14 protein-coding genes and 1 riboswitch are annotated in these 17,954 nt (G+C 41.9%); of the genes, 11 read left to right on the forward strand and 3 right to left on the reverse strand.

What is annotated here, in order from left to right; genetic code table 11:
• Nucleotides 1-101 precede the first annotated feature (101 nt).
• Both O3617_RS03615 and O3617_RS03620 read left to right on the forward strand, forming a co-directional pair.
• A complete protein-coding gene (locus tag O3617_RS03615; protein WP_371448731.1) occupies nt 102-2,924 on the forward strand; it encodes an FAD-binding and (Fe-S)-binding domain-containing protein in 2,823 nt (940 codons plus the stop codon).
• 182 nt (nt 2,925-3,106) lie between these two features.
• Complete coding sequence (locus O3617_RS03620) at nt 3,107-3,715, forward strand: tetratricopeptide repeat protein (protein ID WP_371448733.1); 609 nt, start codon at nt 3,107-3,109, stop codon at nt 3,713-3,715.
• Here the strand turns inward: O3617_RS03620 and O3617_RS03625 are convergent.
• Nucleotides 3,710-4,087, reverse strand: coding sequence for a type II toxin-antitoxin system HicB family antitoxin (locus O3617_RS03625; RefSeq protein ID WP_371448734.1), 378 nt, complete (start codon nt 4,085-4,087; stop codon nt 3,710-3,712). The genes O3617_RS03620 and O3617_RS03625 overlap by 6 nt on opposite strands.
• A 436-nt stretch (nt 4,088-4,523) precedes the next feature.
• Here O3617_RS03625 and O3617_RS03630 point away from each other — a divergent pair, with 436 nt between their 5' ends.
• Nucleotides 4,524-5,423, forward strand: coding sequence for a DUF3829 domain-containing protein (locus O3617_RS03630; RefSeq protein ID WP_371448736.1), 900 nt, complete (start codon nt 4,524-4,526; stop codon nt 5,421-5,423).
• 79 nt (nt 5,424-5,502) lie between these two features.
• Here the strand turns inward: O3617_RS03630 and rarD are convergent, their stop codons facing one another.
• The gene (gene rarD / locus O3617_RS03635) at nt 5,503-6,396 is read right to left on the reverse strand and encodes an EamA family transporter RarD (RefSeq protein ID WP_371448738.1); all 894 of its coding nucleotides are present in this window, start codon (nt 6,394-6,396) and stop codon (nt 5,503-5,505) included.
• A gap of 201 nt (nt 6,397-6,597) precedes the next feature.
• Nucleotides 6,598-6,774: riboswitch (cobalamin riboswitch) on the forward strand.
• A 294-nt stretch (nt 6,775-7,068) separates the two neighbouring features.
• On the opposite strand from rarD, the gene O3617_RS03640 reads away from it, so the two are divergent.
• The 7 genes from O3617_RS03640 to O3617_RS03670 all read left to right on the forward strand — a co-directional run bounded on the left by O3617_RS03640 (nt 7,069) and on the right by O3617_RS03670 (nt 15,613).
• Nucleotides 7,069-9,231 (forward strand): methylmalonyl-CoA mutase family protein, encoded by a 2,163-nt coding sequence (locus tag O3617_RS03640; RefSeq protein ID WP_371448740.1) that lies wholly within the window; start codon nt 7,069-7,071, stop codon nt 9,229-9,231.
• Between the two features lie 4 nt (nt 9,232-9,235).
• Nucleotides 9,236-11,428 carry a methylmalonyl-CoA mutase gene (scpA, locus tag O3617_RS03645; RefSeq protein WP_371448741.1) on the forward strand — a complete coding sequence of 731 codons (2,193 nt, stop codon included), beginning with the start codon at nt 9,236-9,238 and terminating at the stop codon, nt 11,426-11,428.
• Entirely contained in the window at nt 11,421-12,563 is a 1,143-nt protein-coding gene (meaB, locus tag O3617_RS03650) for a methylmalonyl Co-A mutase-associated GTPase MeaB (RefSeq protein WP_316055801.1), read from the forward strand. Before scpA ends, meaB begins: the two co-directional genes overlap by 8 nt.
• A 184-nt stretch (nt 12,564-12,747) precedes the next feature.
• On the forward strand, nt 12,748-13,638 hold the full coding sequence (locus O3617_RS03655; protein ID WP_316055802.1) for a DUF3829 domain-containing protein: 891 nt from the start codon (nt 12,748-12,750) through the stop codon (nt 13,636-13,638).
• Between the two features lie 151 nt (nt 13,639-13,789).
• A complete protein-coding gene (locus O3617_RS03660; protein WP_371448743.1) occupies nt 13,790-14,395 on the forward strand; it encodes a MotA/TolQ/ExbB proton channel family protein in 606 nt (201 codons plus the stop codon).
• Complete coding sequence (locus tag O3617_RS03665) at nt 14,392-14,796, forward strand: biopolymer transporter ExbD (protein WP_005378118.1); 405 nt, start codon at nt 14,392-14,394, stop codon at nt 14,794-14,796. Before O3617_RS03660 ends, O3617_RS03665 begins: the two co-directional genes overlap by 4 nt.
• Before the next feature lie 61 nt (nt 14,797-14,857).
• Nucleotides 14,858-15,613: a hypothetical protein gene (locus tag O3617_RS03670; RefSeq protein ID WP_371448745.1), complete on the forward strand. Its 756-nt coding sequence runs from the start codon at nt 14,858-14,860 to the stop codon at nt 15,611-15,613.
• Between the two features lie 150 nt (nt 15,614-15,763).
• Here the strand turns inward: O3617_RS03670 and O3617_RS03675 are convergent, their stop codons facing one another.
• On the reverse strand, nt 15,764-16,171 hold the full coding sequence (locus O3617_RS03675) for a CAAX protease (protein WP_371448746.1): 408 nt from the start codon (nt 16,169-16,171) through the stop codon (nt 15,764-15,766).
• 303 nt (nt 16,172-16,474) lie between these two features.
• Between O3617_RS03675 and purB the strand changes: the two genes are divergently transcribed.
• Complete coding sequence (purB, locus tag O3617_RS03680) at nt 16,475-17,770, forward strand: adenylosuccinate lyase (protein WP_371448748.1); 1,296 nt, start codon at nt 16,475-16,477, stop codon at nt 17,768-17,770.
• Nucleotides 17,771-17,954 lie beyond the last annotated feature (184 nt).

Raw genomic sequence — 17,954 nt, forward strand, 5'->3', positions numbered from 1 at the left:
TTTCATATACAATTTATGCATAATGGTAGCGACCGAAATGAGAACGGCGTATACTAGTTATAAAAGAAATTTTCCTAAGGATAGGATTGGAGGCTTTTCAAGTGAGTACATTAGTTAAAGATTATGATCGTTTTGCCAAAGAGGCGCAAGCGATTTGTAAGGATCGTGTTTATACAGACCGTCTGCGCCGTTATGCGTATGGTGTAGATGCATCTTGTTACAGTTATTTACCAAAAGTAGTGGTAAAAGCAGAAAACGAATCCGAAGTACGTCGTCTTATTCGTTTGTGTCAACAATGCGGCACACCATTTACATTCCGTGCAGCTGGTTCTTCTTTATCTGGTCAATGTTCCAGTGAAGACGTGCTTATCGTATGTAATGATGGCTTCAAAAAAATGGAAGTTATCGACGATGGCAAAGCATTGCGTTGTGAATGTGGTGTTATCGGTTCCGATGCAAATGATTTGTTGAAACCATATAACCGTAAAATCGGTCCAGATCCTGCAACGCTTGCAACAGCATTGGTAGGCGGTATTTTGAACAATAACTCCTCCGGTATGTGCTGTGGTACTGCACAAAACTCTTATAAAACAATTCGCTCTATTCGCGTTGTCTTATTAGATGGTTCTATTTTGGATACATCCGATAAAAAGAGCATCGATCAATTCCTAAAAGAAAAACCTCAAATGGTTGAAGATATTTTGCAATTGCGCAAAGAAATCTTGGCTGATGAAGAGTTGACTCATTTGATTCATCATAAATACAAAATCAAAAATACTACAGGTTACGGCTTGAACTCCCTTGTAGATTTTGAAGATATCATCGATATTATCAATCACTTGTTCATCGGTTCCGAAGGTACATTGGGCTTCGTATCTGAAATCGTGTACAACACTGTTGAAGATGTACCTCACAAAGGTTGCGGTCTCATGTTCTTCAGCACATTGAACGACGCATCTCTTGCCGTTGTAGCCTTGGCTAATATGGGCCGTGAAAAGGTTGTTGCTGCTGAAATGATGGACTATCAATCCTTAAAAGCAGTTCAAACTCTAGATAATGTACCTGACTTCGTTCGTGAAGTTCCAGAAGGTACAAGTGCTATTTTGTTCCAAACTGAAAGCTATTCCAAAGAAATTGTTGATGAAAACTTGGCTTTCATTAAAGAACAATTGAAAGATATTCCAACAGCTATTCCAAGTCTTTATTCTCAAGATCCTAAGGAATACGATTCCTGGTGGGCAATCCGTAAAGGTATCTTGCCAATCGTTGGTGGTCAACGTAGAAAAGGTACTACTGTTATCACAGAAGACGTTTGCTTCCAAATCGAAGACTTCACTAAGGGCATCGAAATGCTTACTGAATTATTCCACAAATACGATTTTGTTGATGGTGGCGTAATCTTCGGTCATGCGTTGTCCGGTAACGTTCACTTTAACATTACTCCTGATTTCAGCGATCCTAAAGATACTAAGAACTTCGGCGATTTGGTAAAAGAAATGTCCGAACGCGTATCTGGTTTTGGTGGTTCTTTGAAAGCTGAACATGGTACAGGTCGCATGGTGGCACCTTTCATTGAAATGGAATGGGGCCGCAAAGCGTACGAAATCAACCGTCGCATCAAAGCAATCTTTGACCCTACTCGCATCTTGAACCCTGATGTTATGATTACTGATGACCCAGATGTGTACAAGAAAAACCTTAAAGCACAATGCGTTATTGATGATGCTTTCACAATCTGTATGGAATGTGGTTTCTGTGAAAAGAACTGCCCTAGCCGTAATTTGACATTGACACCACGCCAACGTATCGCATTGTTGCGCGAAACTAAACGCCTTGAAAATGAAGGCAATTTCGCTGTAGCAAACGAACTTAAAAAAGGTTATGAATATTTCGGCGTTGAAACTTGTGCTGCATGCTCCATGTGTAAAGGTCTTTGCCCACTTAGCATCGATACTGCACAAATCGCATTATCCATGCGTCGCATCGATCCACCAGCACCTGGTTTGGCTAAGAAAATTTACGATAACTTCTCCAGTACTCTTGAAATGTGCCGTGCCGGCGTAAGCCTTGAAGGCATTGCTGGTGCTATTATCACACAAAAAGCAATTTCCAAAATCACTGAAGGTTTACATGGCGTAACTGGCGTAACACCTTATGTACCTAAAACAACACCTAAGGCTAACCGCTATAAATTGAAAAACCGCATTAAACCTACTAACTTTGAAAAGGTTGTATACTTCAGTACTTGTGCGAACCGTGCGTTCCGTCAAAACCAAGGTTATGATGATCAACGCAGCTTGCAACAAGTTGTTGAAAGCCTCTGCAATAAGGCTCAAATCGATATCATCTATCCTGAACATATCGAAAACCTCTGCTGTGGCTTGAGCTTTGAAAACTACGATGACGTACATGAACGTGCTGTAAAAGATTTACACGATGCGTTGATGAAAGCATCTCAAAATGGTAAATACCCAATCGTTATCGACCATAGTGCATGCTTCAACCACGCATTCAAACATATGCCAGATTTAGAAATCAATGATATTTCTGAATTCTTATGCAAATTCGTAGTACCTCGTCTTGATATTACAAAATGTGATGAACGCGTTCTTGTTCATAAACAATGTAAAATCAAAGTATTGGGCAAATCTCAATACATCGAAGACTTGGCACGCCTCTGCTCTGACCATGTATTTAATATCAAATCCTTTGCATGTGATGGCTTTGCCGGTCAAAAAGGTTTCTTCACACCAGAACTTAATAAATGTGCTACAAAAGACCTTGCTAGTGAAGTTGCCGAATATGGTGCTACACTTGGCGTAAGCTCCAGTTCTACATGTGAAATTGGTCTTGGTGAAAGCGGCGGCATCCCATTTGTAAGCGTTGCATACTTGTTGGATCGTTGCTCTAAGGCTAAAAACTAATATGTAAAAGCTATAATTGATAGTGTTTACTAGTTGTAGATTTCTATGCTATATTACTCATAGGTAGAGTGTATGAAATTACCGACAATATAACGAAAAAGGACGAGTTGCGGCTCGTCCTTTTTTAATGTATTATTTTAGTACCTTTATGATGTATTAGATAGATAAGGAAGAGATAGTTAATGAAATATATTCTATTATGTATCTGTTTATTTGCTTTATTAGGTTGTAGTACAGATACTAAGTCTCAGCAAGATACTAAGCCTACAACAACCGCTAATGAACAGGCTAAAACAACTCAAGGTCAAGATGAACATGTAACTGTCGCTAAACAAGCCCTATCGTCTGGCAATTATAATAAGGCGATAGAAGAATCGACAATAGCTATTAATGTAAATGCGAATAATGCTGAAGCTTATTCTATCCGCGGTTTTGCCACAGCACTCAATGGCGATACCGCTAAAGGTTTGATTGATACTAAAAAGGCCTATGATTTAGACCCTAATAATGTGGCTAACTATTATAATATGGCCATGGTTTATAAGCTACAAGGTCAATTAAATGAGTCTAAACAATGGTTTGAAAAGGTATTAGAAAAGGACCCTAGCAACACCTGGTCTGTGTATGGTATTGCTACCATTTATGCAGACCAAGGAGATGATACTAAGGCCCTTGATTGGCTTGAAAGAGCAATTAAAATAGATCCTTCTGTAAAGGCGGTTGCTGCTGAACAAAATCACTTTGAACGCTTTCATAATAATGAAAGATTTAAACAACTCGTTGATTTATAATGTTTTTTCTACTAATGCTTCTTGTAATAATTGTGAGAAATTGATTCCCTTTTCTAAGGCGCGGTCGTTAAGCCATGCGGGAATTGTTAATGTTTTTTTGATGGATTTGCTGTTTTTAGCAAGGTCAATATCCGTTTGCACTAATGTAGGATAGGTTGTATCTGTACAAGGTAAGTTGCGGATAGATGTAGGCGTAGGTAAGTTTTCTCCATCTTCTAGAGCTCCTAAAATATACAGTTCCATAGCCTCTTGTGCATTAGTTACAAGTTCTGTTAGTGTTGAACCAGTGCTGCTTGTATATTCTAAATCTGGAAATTCAGCCCAGAAACCATCAGAATCATCGTGGATTATAGCCGGGTATATAAACTTCATAGGGCCTCCTTATTTTAGTCCTGTTCTCTTCAAAATGGCATTTAATAAACCTGTAGGTACATCTTTTCCGTGTACGGCAATCACTTCAACTTAATCATCTTTTTTCAAACGATGGTGGCTACCGCGCTGCCGTACATCCTTCCAACCACTTTTCAACAGTCATTTTAATAGATCTTTATCTTTCATATTCTCTCCTTTACATAATAACACGTGTACACGTATAAAACAATTGTTAGGAGTTATTTCTTATTATCTGTAGTTTAACAGTATATAAATAAAAATAGGGGTGACTATTGGTCACCCCTGACTCTATTGGTCACTTGACAAATGATAGTTATATGATTTTTGTGCATTGGTTCTATTTATATAAATCATAATGATATATAATTAGAATGTATAAACTAAGCTGTATATTGATGAAAGGAGAGAATTCATCATGAAACCACTTGGCAAAAGGCTCGCAATGGCTGTATTGTGTGCAGTAACGCTGACATCACCGTTGTTTTTGAGCGGTTGTAGCATGTCAGAACTCTGGCAGGGCACTGAGCAGAGCCGCAAGGAGATTGCACAGCGGTCGGAACAGAATCAGGTACAGCTATTTAATCAATATGTGAAAGCCATAAGCCGATATAATCGTATGTCTGTTATGTTTGATTATGCGAATACACCGACGATTAATGATTTAAAAGCAGGCAAGCATTTAACTGTATTTAATACACCGAACTTTAAGCAGCTACAAAAAGAATTAGAAGAGGCTAAGCAAGAGGGTATTCCTTATGATGAAATGAAGGAGCCCCTAGATAAGTTGCTTTCAAAATTGAATGAAATCACACCGGTAGCCGAAGAATTGGATGCATATTATAAATCTAAAGGATACACCACAGATAACCATGCTAAGGAACAGCAATTAGGTCCAAAATATGTACAGTTGTATGAGCAATTTGTGCCTATCTATGCGGACTTTGATAATCTGATGCATAAAATTAACCTCGATCGATTGCAACAACGATTACAACAATTGCGTGATGCAGGTAAGAAAAATGCAGCCGCTGCACAAGAGGTTCATTTGAGGCTTACCGCTGTTCTTGAAAAGCTAGATGGTGAAAACCAACCGGATGTGAACGCGATTAATCAAGAGTTACAAGCAATTGGTGATTTGTCTAATGGTATTACTAGCTCTAATTATGATACTGTTAAGAGCTCCGTAAACTCTACAATCGGCGCTATTCGAACTTATATGGCTTCAAAACAAGATAAGGATTATAATCGTATGGTTGAGGCTTACAACCATTATATTTCTAATATGAATACGACCGATATGAATGAGCTGGATTAATAAGCGTTGAGTTTCCAGTACGTTATATGAATACAAAAAGGCTGTATCAAATGAAAATGTCATTTGATACAGCCTTCTTTTAGCTTCTCTTACGAGCTGATGGTATTCGATTAGATAATGAGAATAATACGAGTGCGACCCAGATACAGCCGAATGCTATGAGTTGGGCTGTACCAAAGCTTTCACCAAAGTAGAAGATGGCTAAGAAGAAGCCCATGGTAGGAGACAGGTATTGTAAAAATCCGAGAATGTTTAGGGGCAATAGACGAGCACCATATGAAAAGAGAATGAGCGGGATTGATGTGGTGAGGCCGGCGCCGATGAGGAGGAGACCGGTCGGCGTTAGGTTATCGATAAAGGCCCACGAGGTGGTATCCACAGCTACTAAATACCATAATGCTACCGGTGTGACGAGCCATGCCTCGAAGGCGATGCTCGAAAATGGATGGATGGTGAGACGTTTTTTGACGGCCCCATAGAGGCTAAAGGATACGGCTAGAATGATGGATACAATTGGTAATGTACCCATTTGGAATGTCATAATGGACACACCTAAGACGGCGATAGCGATGCTGAGTTTCTGTGGCCATAGCAAGGTTTCTTTATAGATTAGGATGCCTAGTAATACATTGAGCAATGGGTTGATGTAATAGCCGAGGCTCGTGTCGAGTACGTGCTGATTTGTAACGGCCCAAATGTAGGTAAACCAGTTGACGCTGATCAGCACAGCGGCCAGTAATAGTAGTCCTAATTGCGTAAGATGGGTGTGCAAATGTTGTATGTCGATGCGCAGTTGTTCACGTCCCGTAGCGATGACGAGAAAGAACATCCAAAAACCGGACCATATGATGCGGTGCGATAATACGGAAAAGGATGATACTTGGTTTAAAAGCGCCCAATAGAGGGGCAGCAAGCCCCATATTAAACAGCACAGTAATGTGGTGCTGAGACCTTTTTTGTTTATTTCGTTCATAATACGACCTCCCACTCGTAGAATTATTATAACATGGTGATTATGTAGTGGAGTTGACTTATATATGGAATACTTGAAATCATATCTATGCGTTTTTGTTATTGCATGCATGAGTTAATTATAACTTAAAATTTAGCACTTATGATTTCCGGTTATGTTCATTGACTTTGTGAATAATTTTACACTATATTGGACATAGAACAACGAATATGGAGAATAGGTGTCGCAAGACTTAATAGAGAAATCGGTACAAGCCGATGCGGTCCCGCCACTGTGAGGATGAGCCTGCTTTCAAAAATGCCACTGGAGCAATCTGGGAAGGCGAAAGCAAGGTGTTGACCCCAAGCCAGGAGAACTGCCTATTTGATAATCACCGTTATGTACCTACGAGCGATAGGAAGGGGATTGAGGTATGCTAGATACAGTGCTTTGGCTACAGTGTTTTTAGTGTACCATTCAATATGTAACCTAACGTGTCACTCTCGGGTGGCACGTTTTTTATTTGCCACATTAGAGAGTCTGTTTTATATGGCATAGGCTTACTAGTTTAATCGGAGAAGCATCATATGTTGATGGGCACATATTTGCGCCTATGTAACTCATATACAAGCAACTCACTGGTACGGTGCGCTGTTCCCCTGTATGGTTTCAAGTTGAAAAGGAGGCACATATATGTCTGACAAAAAGACTTCAAAGGACGCTGAACGCGATTTACTGGCGCCTGTATCCTTTGATGAGTTTGAGAAACCTACGTATGAACGATGGCAGGCTGAGGTTGAAAAGGCGTTAAAAGGTGGCGATTTCAATAAAAAAATGTTCACCAAAACCTATGAAGGTATTACGTTACAACCTATTTACACACCTGCATTGCATCAGGAAAAGATTCCTAAGGGCGTTTATCCTGGCGCAGGCGAGTTCCTACGTGGTACAAAAGCAAGCGGCTATATTAAAGATTCTTGGGGTGTATCCCAATATGTGGACGAATCCTTACCTAAGGATGCCAATCATGCAAGTTTATACGAAATTGTGAAAGGCGCTACCATTCACAACATTCGCCTTGATGAAGCAACACGCCATGATCAAGACGTGCAAGTAGGCGCATCTGTTGGCGTAGGTGGCACATCCTTGTCCACAATGGACGATTGCAGCCAATTAATTGAACGATTTAATCTTAAGGAAAATCCTTTATACATTGAAACTGGCGCATCTGCAGCAATCTTGCTAGGTATGTTGTCGGCTACTGTGAAAGCTTCTAAAAAGCAAACATCCGATTTGAAAGGTCTCGTTGGTGCAGATCCTATCGGCGTGTGGGCTAAAGACGGTGCATTACATATGTCTTTAGATACTGCTTTTGATGAAATGGCACATACTGTTGTATGGTCTAAGGAACAAGCACCTGAGCTTAAAACGGTGCTCGTATCCGGCGATGTATACGCTAATGGCGGTGCTAACGATGTGCAAGAGGTTGCTTATGCATTGGCAACAGCTGTTTGCTACGTACGTCAATTAGCACAACGCAACATCGATATTCACACCATCGCTAAGAGCATGATGTTCACATTCTCCTTGGGTGCTAACTTCTTCATGGAAATTGCTAAATTGCGTGCATTGCGCGTACTTTGGGCATGCATCATGGAAGCTTTTGGCGCAGAAGAAGCTGACCGCGCTGTTCATGTACACGGCAGAACATCTGCTTTCACAAAAACTGTATACGACCCATATGTAAACTTGTTGCGTAACACCACACAAGCATTCTCTGGCGTTGTAGGCGGTCTCAATAGCCTTGAAGTATCTCCATTCGACCAACCAATTCGCAAATCCGATGAATTCTCTCGTCGCATTGCTCGTAACATCCAAGTTATGTTGCAAACTGAATTCGAATTGCGTCAACCAGTCGATCCTGTAGGCGGTTCCTGGTATGTAGAAACATTGGCTGCTGAATTATGCGAAAAGATTTGGAATGAATTCCAAACTATCGAATCTAAAGGCGGTATCATTGCTGCATTGAAGGAAGGGTATCCTCAAGCGCAAGTTAAGACGATTCTTAATGAACGCTTTAAGAACCTTGCATTCCGTAAGGATGTAGCCGTTGGTAACAACATGTACGCGAACATGACGGAAGAATTGCTTGATCCAAAACCTGAAAATCAAGAAACATTGCGTCAAAAACGGGTAGCTCATCTCGAAGAATACTTGGCAACGGCAGATCCAGACGCGGTTGTAAAAGCTCAATCTACACTCGAAGCAAGCACAACGGAACCAGGTGCATTGATTGGACTCATCGAACTTGGGGCATTGCAAAAAATGACAATGCGTCAAATCCGTAAGGCCTTGGATGCGGGCGATATTTCGTCTGAAACAATCGAACCTATCACAGCTCATCGTTGGACGGAACAATTTGAAGCCCTTCGTATGCGTACGGAAAATTATAAACAACGCACAAAGGATAATGTGAAGGTATTCTTGGCTAATATGGGCCCTATTCCTCAACATAAACCTCGTGCAGATTTCTCCACAGGCTTCTTTGAAGTAGCGGCATTCGAAGTTATTAAAAATGACGGTCATGAAACAACGGCTGATGCGGCCAAAGCAGCTCGTGAAAGTGGCGCTGATGTAGTAGTTATCTGTTCTACAGATGCTACATATCCTGAATTAGTACCACCACTCGCTAAGGAATTGAAAGAAACTATGCCTCACGTAACGGTTATTTTAGCAGGTGCACCTTCTAAGGAATTAGAACCTGTATACCGTGAAGCCGGTGTAGATGATTTCATCTCTGTTCGCGCAAACTGCTACGAAATTCTACATGCGTTACAAGATAAGAAAGGGATGTGAGCTCATGTTTAAAAATCCAGACTTCTCCTCTCTTGGCTTGGGATCTCAGACTGCCACATCTCGCGATGCATGGCTTGCTGAGCTTAAAAAAGAAACGGGAAAGAACTTTGAAGAATTATATAACACAACAATGGAGCAAATCCAATTAAAACCTCTCTATACAGAGATGGATTATGAAGGAATGACACACCTAGACTATATGGCTGGTATACCTCCATTCTTGCGTGGACCTTACTCTACCATGTACGTAACTCGTCCTTGGACAGTACGTCAATACGCAGGTTTCTCCACAGCCGAAGAATCCAATGCGTTCTATCGTCGTAACTTGGCAGCCGGTCAAAAAGGTTTGTCTATCGCCTTTGACCTTGCTACTCACCGTGGTTATGACTCCGACCATCCTCGCGTAGTGGGCGACGTTGGTAAAGCGGGCGTTGCGGTAGACTCCATCCTCGATATGGAAATTCTATTCTCCGGTATCCCTCTTGACCAAATGTCCGTATCCATGACAATGAACGGCGCTGTATTGCCTGTTATGGCGTTCTACATCCTAGCTGGTGAAGAACAAGGCGTTGATAAAAAGGTTATGGCTGGTACAATCCAAAATGATATCTTGAAAGAGTTCATGGTACGTAATACCTATATTTACCCACCAGCTACGTCCATGCGCATTATCGGTGATATCTTTGCGTATACATCCCAGTACATGCCTAAGTTCAACAGTATTTCCATTTCTGGCTACCATATGCAAGAAGCGGGTGCAACGGCGGATATCGAATTAGGTTACACATTGGCCGATGGTCTTGAATACATCCGTACCGGTGTAAATGCAGGCCTCCATGTTGACCAATTCGCTCCTCGTTTGTCTTTCTTCTGGGCAATCGGCAAAAACTACTTCATGGAAGTGGCAAAAATGCGTGCAGCACGTATGTTGTGGGCTAAGATTATTAAGAGCTTCGGTTCTGAAAATTCAAAATCCATGGCACTTCGTACACACAGCCAAACTTCTGGTTGGTCTTTAACAGAACAAGATCCATTCAACAACGTTGCCCGTACATGTATGGAAGCGATGGGTGCTGCGTTGGGTCATACGCAATCCCTACATACGAATGCGCTTGATGAAGCCATCGCGTTGCCTACAGACTTCTCTGCACGTATTGCGCGTAATACACAACTTTACATTCAAGATGAAACTAAGGTATGTAAGGTTATTGATCCATGGGGCGGTTCCTACTATGTAGAAGCATTGACTGATGAATTGATTCGTCGCGCTTGGGGTCATATTCAAGAAATCGAATCCCTTGGTGGTATGGCGAAAGCGATTGACACTGGTCTTCCTAAGATGCGTATTGAAGAAGCGGCAGCTCGTCGCCAAGCTCGTATCGACTCTGGCCGTGAAGCTATTATTGGTATCAATAAATATCGTCTAGATAAAGAAGATCCATTGGATATCCTCGACGTAGATAACACGGCTGTACGGGAAGCGCAAATTCGCCGCTTAGAACAATTGCGTGCTAACCGTGACGAAGACAAGGTTCAATCCTGCCTCGAAGCGATTACAAATGCCACAGAATCTGGGGAAGGCAACTTGCTTGCTCTTGCACTTGAAGCAGCTCGTGCTCGTGCATCCTTGGGCGAAATTTCCTTCGCTGTTGAAAAAGTTTGCGGCCGTCATAAAGCGGTTATTCGCTCTATTTCTGGTGTATACTCTAGCGAATTTGAAGATGACGATGTAATCAAAGAAGTACGTCGCATGGCGGATGATTTCGAAGAACTCGAAGGTCGTCGTCCACGTATCATGATTGCTAAAATGGGTCAAGACGGTCATGACCGCGGTGCCAAAGTTATCGCTACATCCTTCGCGGATATGGGCTTTGACGTGGATATCGGACCTTTGTTCCAAACTCCAGAAGAAACCGCACAAGACGCTGTGGATAATGACGTTCACATCGTCGGGTTCAGTTCTCTTGCAGCAGGTCACAAAACATTGTTACCTCAACTTGTAGAAGAACTCAAGAAACGTGGCCGCGGAGATATTTTGGTTGCCATCGGTGGCGTAATCCCTGCTCAGGACTATGAATTCCTACGCGAACATGGCGCAGTGGCTATCTTTGGACCTGGTACAGTCTTGCCTGTAGCGGCTAAGAAATTACTAGAAACATTGATTGACCACATTCAAGACGAAGAATTCAATGGTTGATACATACCGTCCCGATTGGGTGCCAGAAGATGCTAAAAAAGATGATACCTTCGCGTGTCACGTAATGAAAGGCGTCAAAGAAATGCATGACGGCCTCTTATCTAGTTCCGCTCATCTGGCTCCGTCGGTACGTCCCGTACAGCGGCGTAAGAAATTATCTGTCGCTGATTATGTACGCGGTATCGAGCAGGGTGACCGCGTTATACTTTCACGGGCTATCACATTAGTAGAAAGTAATAATAAGGAACACTTTAAATTAGCTCAACAAGTGTTACAAGCCATATTGCCTCGTACAGGCAAGGCGTTGCGCATCGGTATTACCGGTGTGCCTGGGGCTGGTAAAAGTACATTTATCGAAGCTTTCGGGAACATGCTCATTGAAGCAGGTTACAGGGTAGCCGTACTTGCCGTAGACCCTACTAGCCAAGTTACAAAGGGTAGTATTTTGGGCGATAAGACGCGGATGGAAACGTTGACGAAACATCCAGAGGCGTATATCCGTCCATCGCCGGCTGGTGGCACACTAGGCGGTGTGGCTCGTAAAAGTAGAGAAACCATGCTGCTTTGCGAGGCTGCCGGATACGATATTATTCTCGTCGAAACCGTTGGGGTAGGGCAAAGTGAAGTTACCGTTCGTTCCATGGTCGACTTCTTTATGCTCATCGTATTGACCGGTGCCGGCGATGAATTACAAGGCATCAAAAAAGGCGTTATGGAATTGGCCGATGCCATTGTGGTCAACAAGGCGGATGGGGATAACCTCAAACGGGCGCTCATTGCCCGTAGTGATTATGATCGGATGTTACATTATATCCGCCCTGCTACGGAAAAATGGAAAACCCAAGCCTACACATGTTCTGCCGTTACAAAGGATGGCCTCGACGAATTGTGGGATGTAATCCAAGAATTTTCTGAACAAGGCAAAGAAAATGGCGTATTCCTCAAACGTCGTCAAGAACAATCCCTTCGTTGGGTACGCGATATGATTGATGAACACTTGCATAACCTATTCTTTAATAATGTAGTCATTCAAGGTCGTATGGGCGAAGTCGAAGCGGCTGTCTTAGATGGAGAAATGAGTGAATCTCAAGCCGTCGAAGAACTTATTGGCGTCTTTGATAAGTCCTTAAAATAATCTCTATACATAAAGGCATAGTATCTATACTGCTATCGATTTGTAATCGATAGAAATTGATAGGTACTATGCCTTTTTTTGTTTCATGAAATGCATAAATATAGCTTTCATAAAAATCATATTTAGTATATAATTTAGTTATAGATGTATACTCTATAGGTTATTTTAAAAGGAGAGATTTATTTTGAATCCATTAGTAAAAAAACTGACAACAGCAGTATTGTGTGTAACTGCTCTTACATCCCCATTATTTATGAGTGGCTGTAGCTTCTCTAAGATTGCCAATGGGGTGCAACAAGGCGCTCAAAAGGCATCGCAACAGGATGTTAAAGTATTCAATAACTATATCGAAGCGATTGGCGATTTTAATAGTTGGTCCGTACGCTTTGGATATGCTATCAATCCGTCCGTTCAAAAACTAAAAGAGGGGCAACATTTAACAAGCTTCATGGCACCACACTTTGATACCTTACAACAAAAGTTGCAAGCTGCTAAAGACGCTGGCGTACCATATGATGATATGAAGGAACCTTTAGACAACGTATTGGCTGTATTAAAGGATATTGTACCAGTAGCCAGTGAATTGGATACGTACTACCAAACTAATTCATATCAAGCAGATAATTATGCTAAGGAACAACAATTAGGACCTAAATACGTTCAACTATATGATCAATTCTATGCAGCATATAATCAGTTAGACGCAGTAGTTCACAAACACAATACGGAAAACCAACAAGAACAGTTGAAAGAACTTAAAGATTCCGGTAAGAAAAATGCTGCCGCAGTTCAAGAAGTTCATTTACGCTTAACGGCTCTATTAGATGGCTTTGAAGAAGGCAAACAAATCGATGTAAATGCAGCTAACCAAGAGTTACAAGGCATTATGGATGTGGCTAGTAGCGTTACTAGTCCAGAATATAACACTGCTAAGTCTCAATTAAATACAACTATCGGTAGAATTCGTACATTCTTAGGTGACCAATCAGCTGATCATTACAATGATATGATTGAATCCTACAATCGCTTCATTGGTAGTATGAATCGCTTGGATATTAATAAACTTGATAAATAATATCTAGCCATGTACGTACAAGGGCTACATCAAATAGCATGTCTATTGATGTAGCCCTTTTTTATGGTATGCCTCATATGTTTTGATGTATAAAAACGTGTTATAATTATAAGATAAGAGCCTAAATGGGTGTAGGTTTTTGGAGGTTAGTATGAGTAGTATTACACATTTATTCGCAGCCGGTGGGTTCGTCATGTATCCACTCGTTATTTTTCTCGTCGTTACGCTGATGATAGGCATTGAGCGTTTTTTGCTATACCGCAAGTTTCGCAAGGACATACGCCAATTCACGGCTGTTCTAAATAATCATCCAGGTTGGATTATGTTGCCAACCGTATTGGAACGAGATACGCAAAATCTAGGTACTCTCTTTGCAAAGGCCTTGCGCAGTGCAAAAAATTATAATGGTTTAGAAAACCGCTTGCAAGACTTGGTAGGCTATACCGATGAACGTTTAAAACGCGGCCTTAGCTGGCTTAGCATGATTGTTACGATGGCGCCGTTGCTCGGCTTGCTCGGTACCGTTCTCGGCATGATTCGCGCCTTTGCCGTTGTAGGTGGCGACATTGGGGCCCCGACCATCATCACAGGTGGTGTATCCGAAGCCTTAGTGGCAACTGCAACAGGTCTTACGGTGGCTATTATTGCCCTCGCTTTTCATAGTTATTGTGCGGCGAAGGTGAATGATTTTATCGTAGCCTTAGAACATGAATGTGGCAGCATCCTCGATGCGTACAACGAGGAACATGACCTATGAGACGCCGTACATTAGGAGTGAAAAAAGAACCAACTATTATGATTATCCCTATGATTGATATCGTATTTTTCCTATTGGTATTCTTCATGGTCGGCACCTTATACATGAATACGGAGCAACAAATTCCGTTAAATTTACCATCCACATCGACTTCGACGGCTAAATCCATTGAACCGATCATCATTACTCTTACTACATCGCATAAACTCTATATCGATAACCGCGAAATTTCTGCAGATAATCTCTCCCAAGAGGTACAGGATATCGTGCGGACCACGCCACGTCAGGCTTTTGTTATTCGCGCGTCTAAGGATGTGTATTATAACGAGGTTATCGCCCTTCTCGATATGCTGAAAGTAAATGGCGCTAAGTATATTAGTGTCGCTACGGATCGGAAGTGATTCTATGTTTGAATCGCATTATTTTCGACCGTTTTTGATATCCCTGTGCATCAGTATCCTCATGATAACGGGCATGGGGCTTTCACTAAAGGGCATGGGTGGCACTGGTGCAGGCCAAGAGGCAGCTGAGATTAGCTTTGATTTGGCCGATGCTGGTGAAAGTGAACACGCCGAGGATCATCCGACGGTAACGCCGCCACCAGAGGAATCAAAACCGCCTACTGACGCACCTGCATCGGTAGCTCAGAAACAAGAAACAAAACCTCCTGTAAACACTGTGGAACCCCAGAAAAAGATAGACACAGAACAACCAACACCGATTACAAAACGTGAATGGGCTGTTCCAAAGGCTATAGAATCTGAGGCCACTGGCGGTGAGACTGGTGTAGTGACACATCAAAAACAGGAACAACAAAAGAAATTAGTAGGCAATGACGTATCGACGGATCCGAATGCTCAAGGCAATGGTCTCGATAATACAGACAAAGACCTATCGTTTTTTGCGGATGCACTCAATTTGTTGACGCCGGGTCAACGGGCGTGGCTCGAACAATCGGATATTAATCCTACGGAATATTTGCGCCAAGTGAAAGAACAAGGCCAAGCATCATCCGTGCAAGGCGAAGCCGTTGTGCGCGTTAACTTTGACGCCAATGGTAATGTCATCGTCGGCGTTAATACACCTCGTATCGTAGAGGATTCCGTTCCTCCTGACGTACGAGATGAAGCCATCCGTATCATCAAGAATAGCGGTAGCATTGTTAACAAACGTGGACAAGTCGTGTCCCTAGCCATCCCTGTCGTACTAGGACAATAAAGAGGCATACCTCACATACAAGACCGTATGTAAGATATGCCTCTTTTGTTATGCCTATGATTTGCTAGGTGAGTAATCTCTTGTTCGACTACGTGCTATTGTTTGCGTCTGTTGCTCAACTACGTGCTATTGTTTGTGTCCGTTGTTCAACTACTTACGTTTTAACGCCGTTTTCGTGCTGTTGAACACCGCATAGTAAATGATGACGCCACCGATGAACAATGTCACCTGCATTTGCGTAGTATATTGATCAACGCGCCACAACGCAAAAGCGTAGAAGAACATCGTAATGAGCATGATTAAGAATGATACGATGCGACGCACATTCGTGTGCACTACATCAGATGTGGTGATACGGTTTCTGTTGAAAGCCACGTATACAAGGGATACTAAGATGTCTATTATGTATACGCCTAAAATCCAGTTAATGGGCATATCGTTGAATACGAATAAGCCTAAAACGACAAAACTGATGAGAAAAAATAATTTCATCAACGTGCCCGCTGTTTGGGGTTCCTTTTGTTGTTGTACGCGATCTCTATGTTGTTTCTTTGCCATGATTACTCCTATATAGATTAGTATGTTGATACGATATATAATTTATTTATACATTACTATTATAATAATAAATCACAAATCAATCTATACAAAAAATAGAAATGGTGAATTGGAGATGCTATTTCGAAGTGCCTATGAGATATGGATATATCAATAAATTTTGTTTTATCTAAAAACCGAACATTAAGAAATACTAATATATATATTATTCGGAAAAATACATAAGATTTATTGAACCGAGCTTTCACATATGGTACAATTATTATATAAAAAATCTAGCTTTCACCATGCAAAGGAGACATCATGATACCACGTTATACACGAGAAGAAATGGGCCATATTTGGAGCGAACGCAACGAGTTCGACACAATGTTATTGGTTGAAACATTGGCATCTGAAGCGCAAGCTGAGCTTGGCGTGATTCCGAAGGAAGCGGCAAAAATCATTCGGGAAAAGGGCAATTTTGATGTTGAAAGAATTCACGAAATCGAACGTGAAACAAATCATGACATCATTTCCTTTGTGACTGCTGTGGGCGAATATGTAGGCCCTGAAGCGGCTAAATACATTCATCTTGGCTTGACATCCACAGACGTTAAGGATACAGCACTTGGCTATATGATGAAACAATCTTGCGATATTTTGATCGAAGATTTGAAACAATTACACGCTGTATTGCGCCGTCGCGCTGCAGAATTCAAACATACGCCTATGATTGGTCGTACTCACGGTATTCACGGCGAACCTACTACATTCGGTTTGAAACTTTGCCTTTGGATGGCAGAGGTAGAACGCGATATCGAACGCATGGAACATGCTCGTAAAAGCATTGCCGTTGGAAAATTATCCGGCGCTGTTGGTACATATTCCAATATCGATCCATTCGTAGAACAATATGTATGTGAAAAACTAGGTCTTGAACCTGTTAAAATTGCCACACAAGTTGTACAACGTGACCGTCATGCTGAATTATTGTCCACCATCGCTATTGTAGGCGGTACATTGGATAAAATCGCATTGGAAATCCGTCACTTGCAACGTACCGAAGTGCGCGAAGCCGAAGAATACTTCAGCCCTAAACAAAAGGGTTCCTCCGCAATGCCTCATAAACGCAATCCTATTACATGTGAAAGAATTTGCGGCATGGCTCGTTTGTTGCGTGGTTACGCACAATCTGCGTACGAAGACCAAGCTTTGTGGCACGAACGCGACATCTCCCATAGCTCTGTAGAACGCGTTATCTTACCAGATGCAACCATCGCGTTGAACTACATGCTTCATCTAACAATCCGTACTATCGATAAATTGTTGGTGTATCCTGAAACAATGCTTAAAAACCTTAACCTCACAGGTGGCCTTGTATTCAGCCAAACAATTTTGACACACCTCGTAGACAAAGGTGCCGTACGTGACGAAGCATACCGTTGGGTACAAAAACACGCTATGGAACGCTGGCTCGAAGGCAAAGACTTCGCTACAGGTCTAAAATCCGATGAAAACATCAAAAAATACATGACCGACGAAGAAATCGATGCATGCTTCGATCCATATAAACTATTGAAACACGTAGATACAATAATGGCTCGTTTCGGCCTATAATTCTACCGGTACAGGACGGGCACCCTCCTCAAAGCCTCCACCGCCTTAATCTGTCCCCTTCGGGGACAGGGCAAAGTCGTTTTGAGAAGGGTACCCGTCCTTTTTCGCTATAAGTTCTATGCCGAACTTTTTATTTGCAGCAAGTGCCGTATTTTCTTATGGCGCTTTTATTAGTTAACGTACA

Origin of the sequence: Veillonella sp. 27098_8_77 (assembly GCF_041431535.1) — a bacterium.
Classification (GTDB): Bacteria; Bacillota; Negativicutes; order Veillonellales; family Veillonellaceae; genus Veillonella.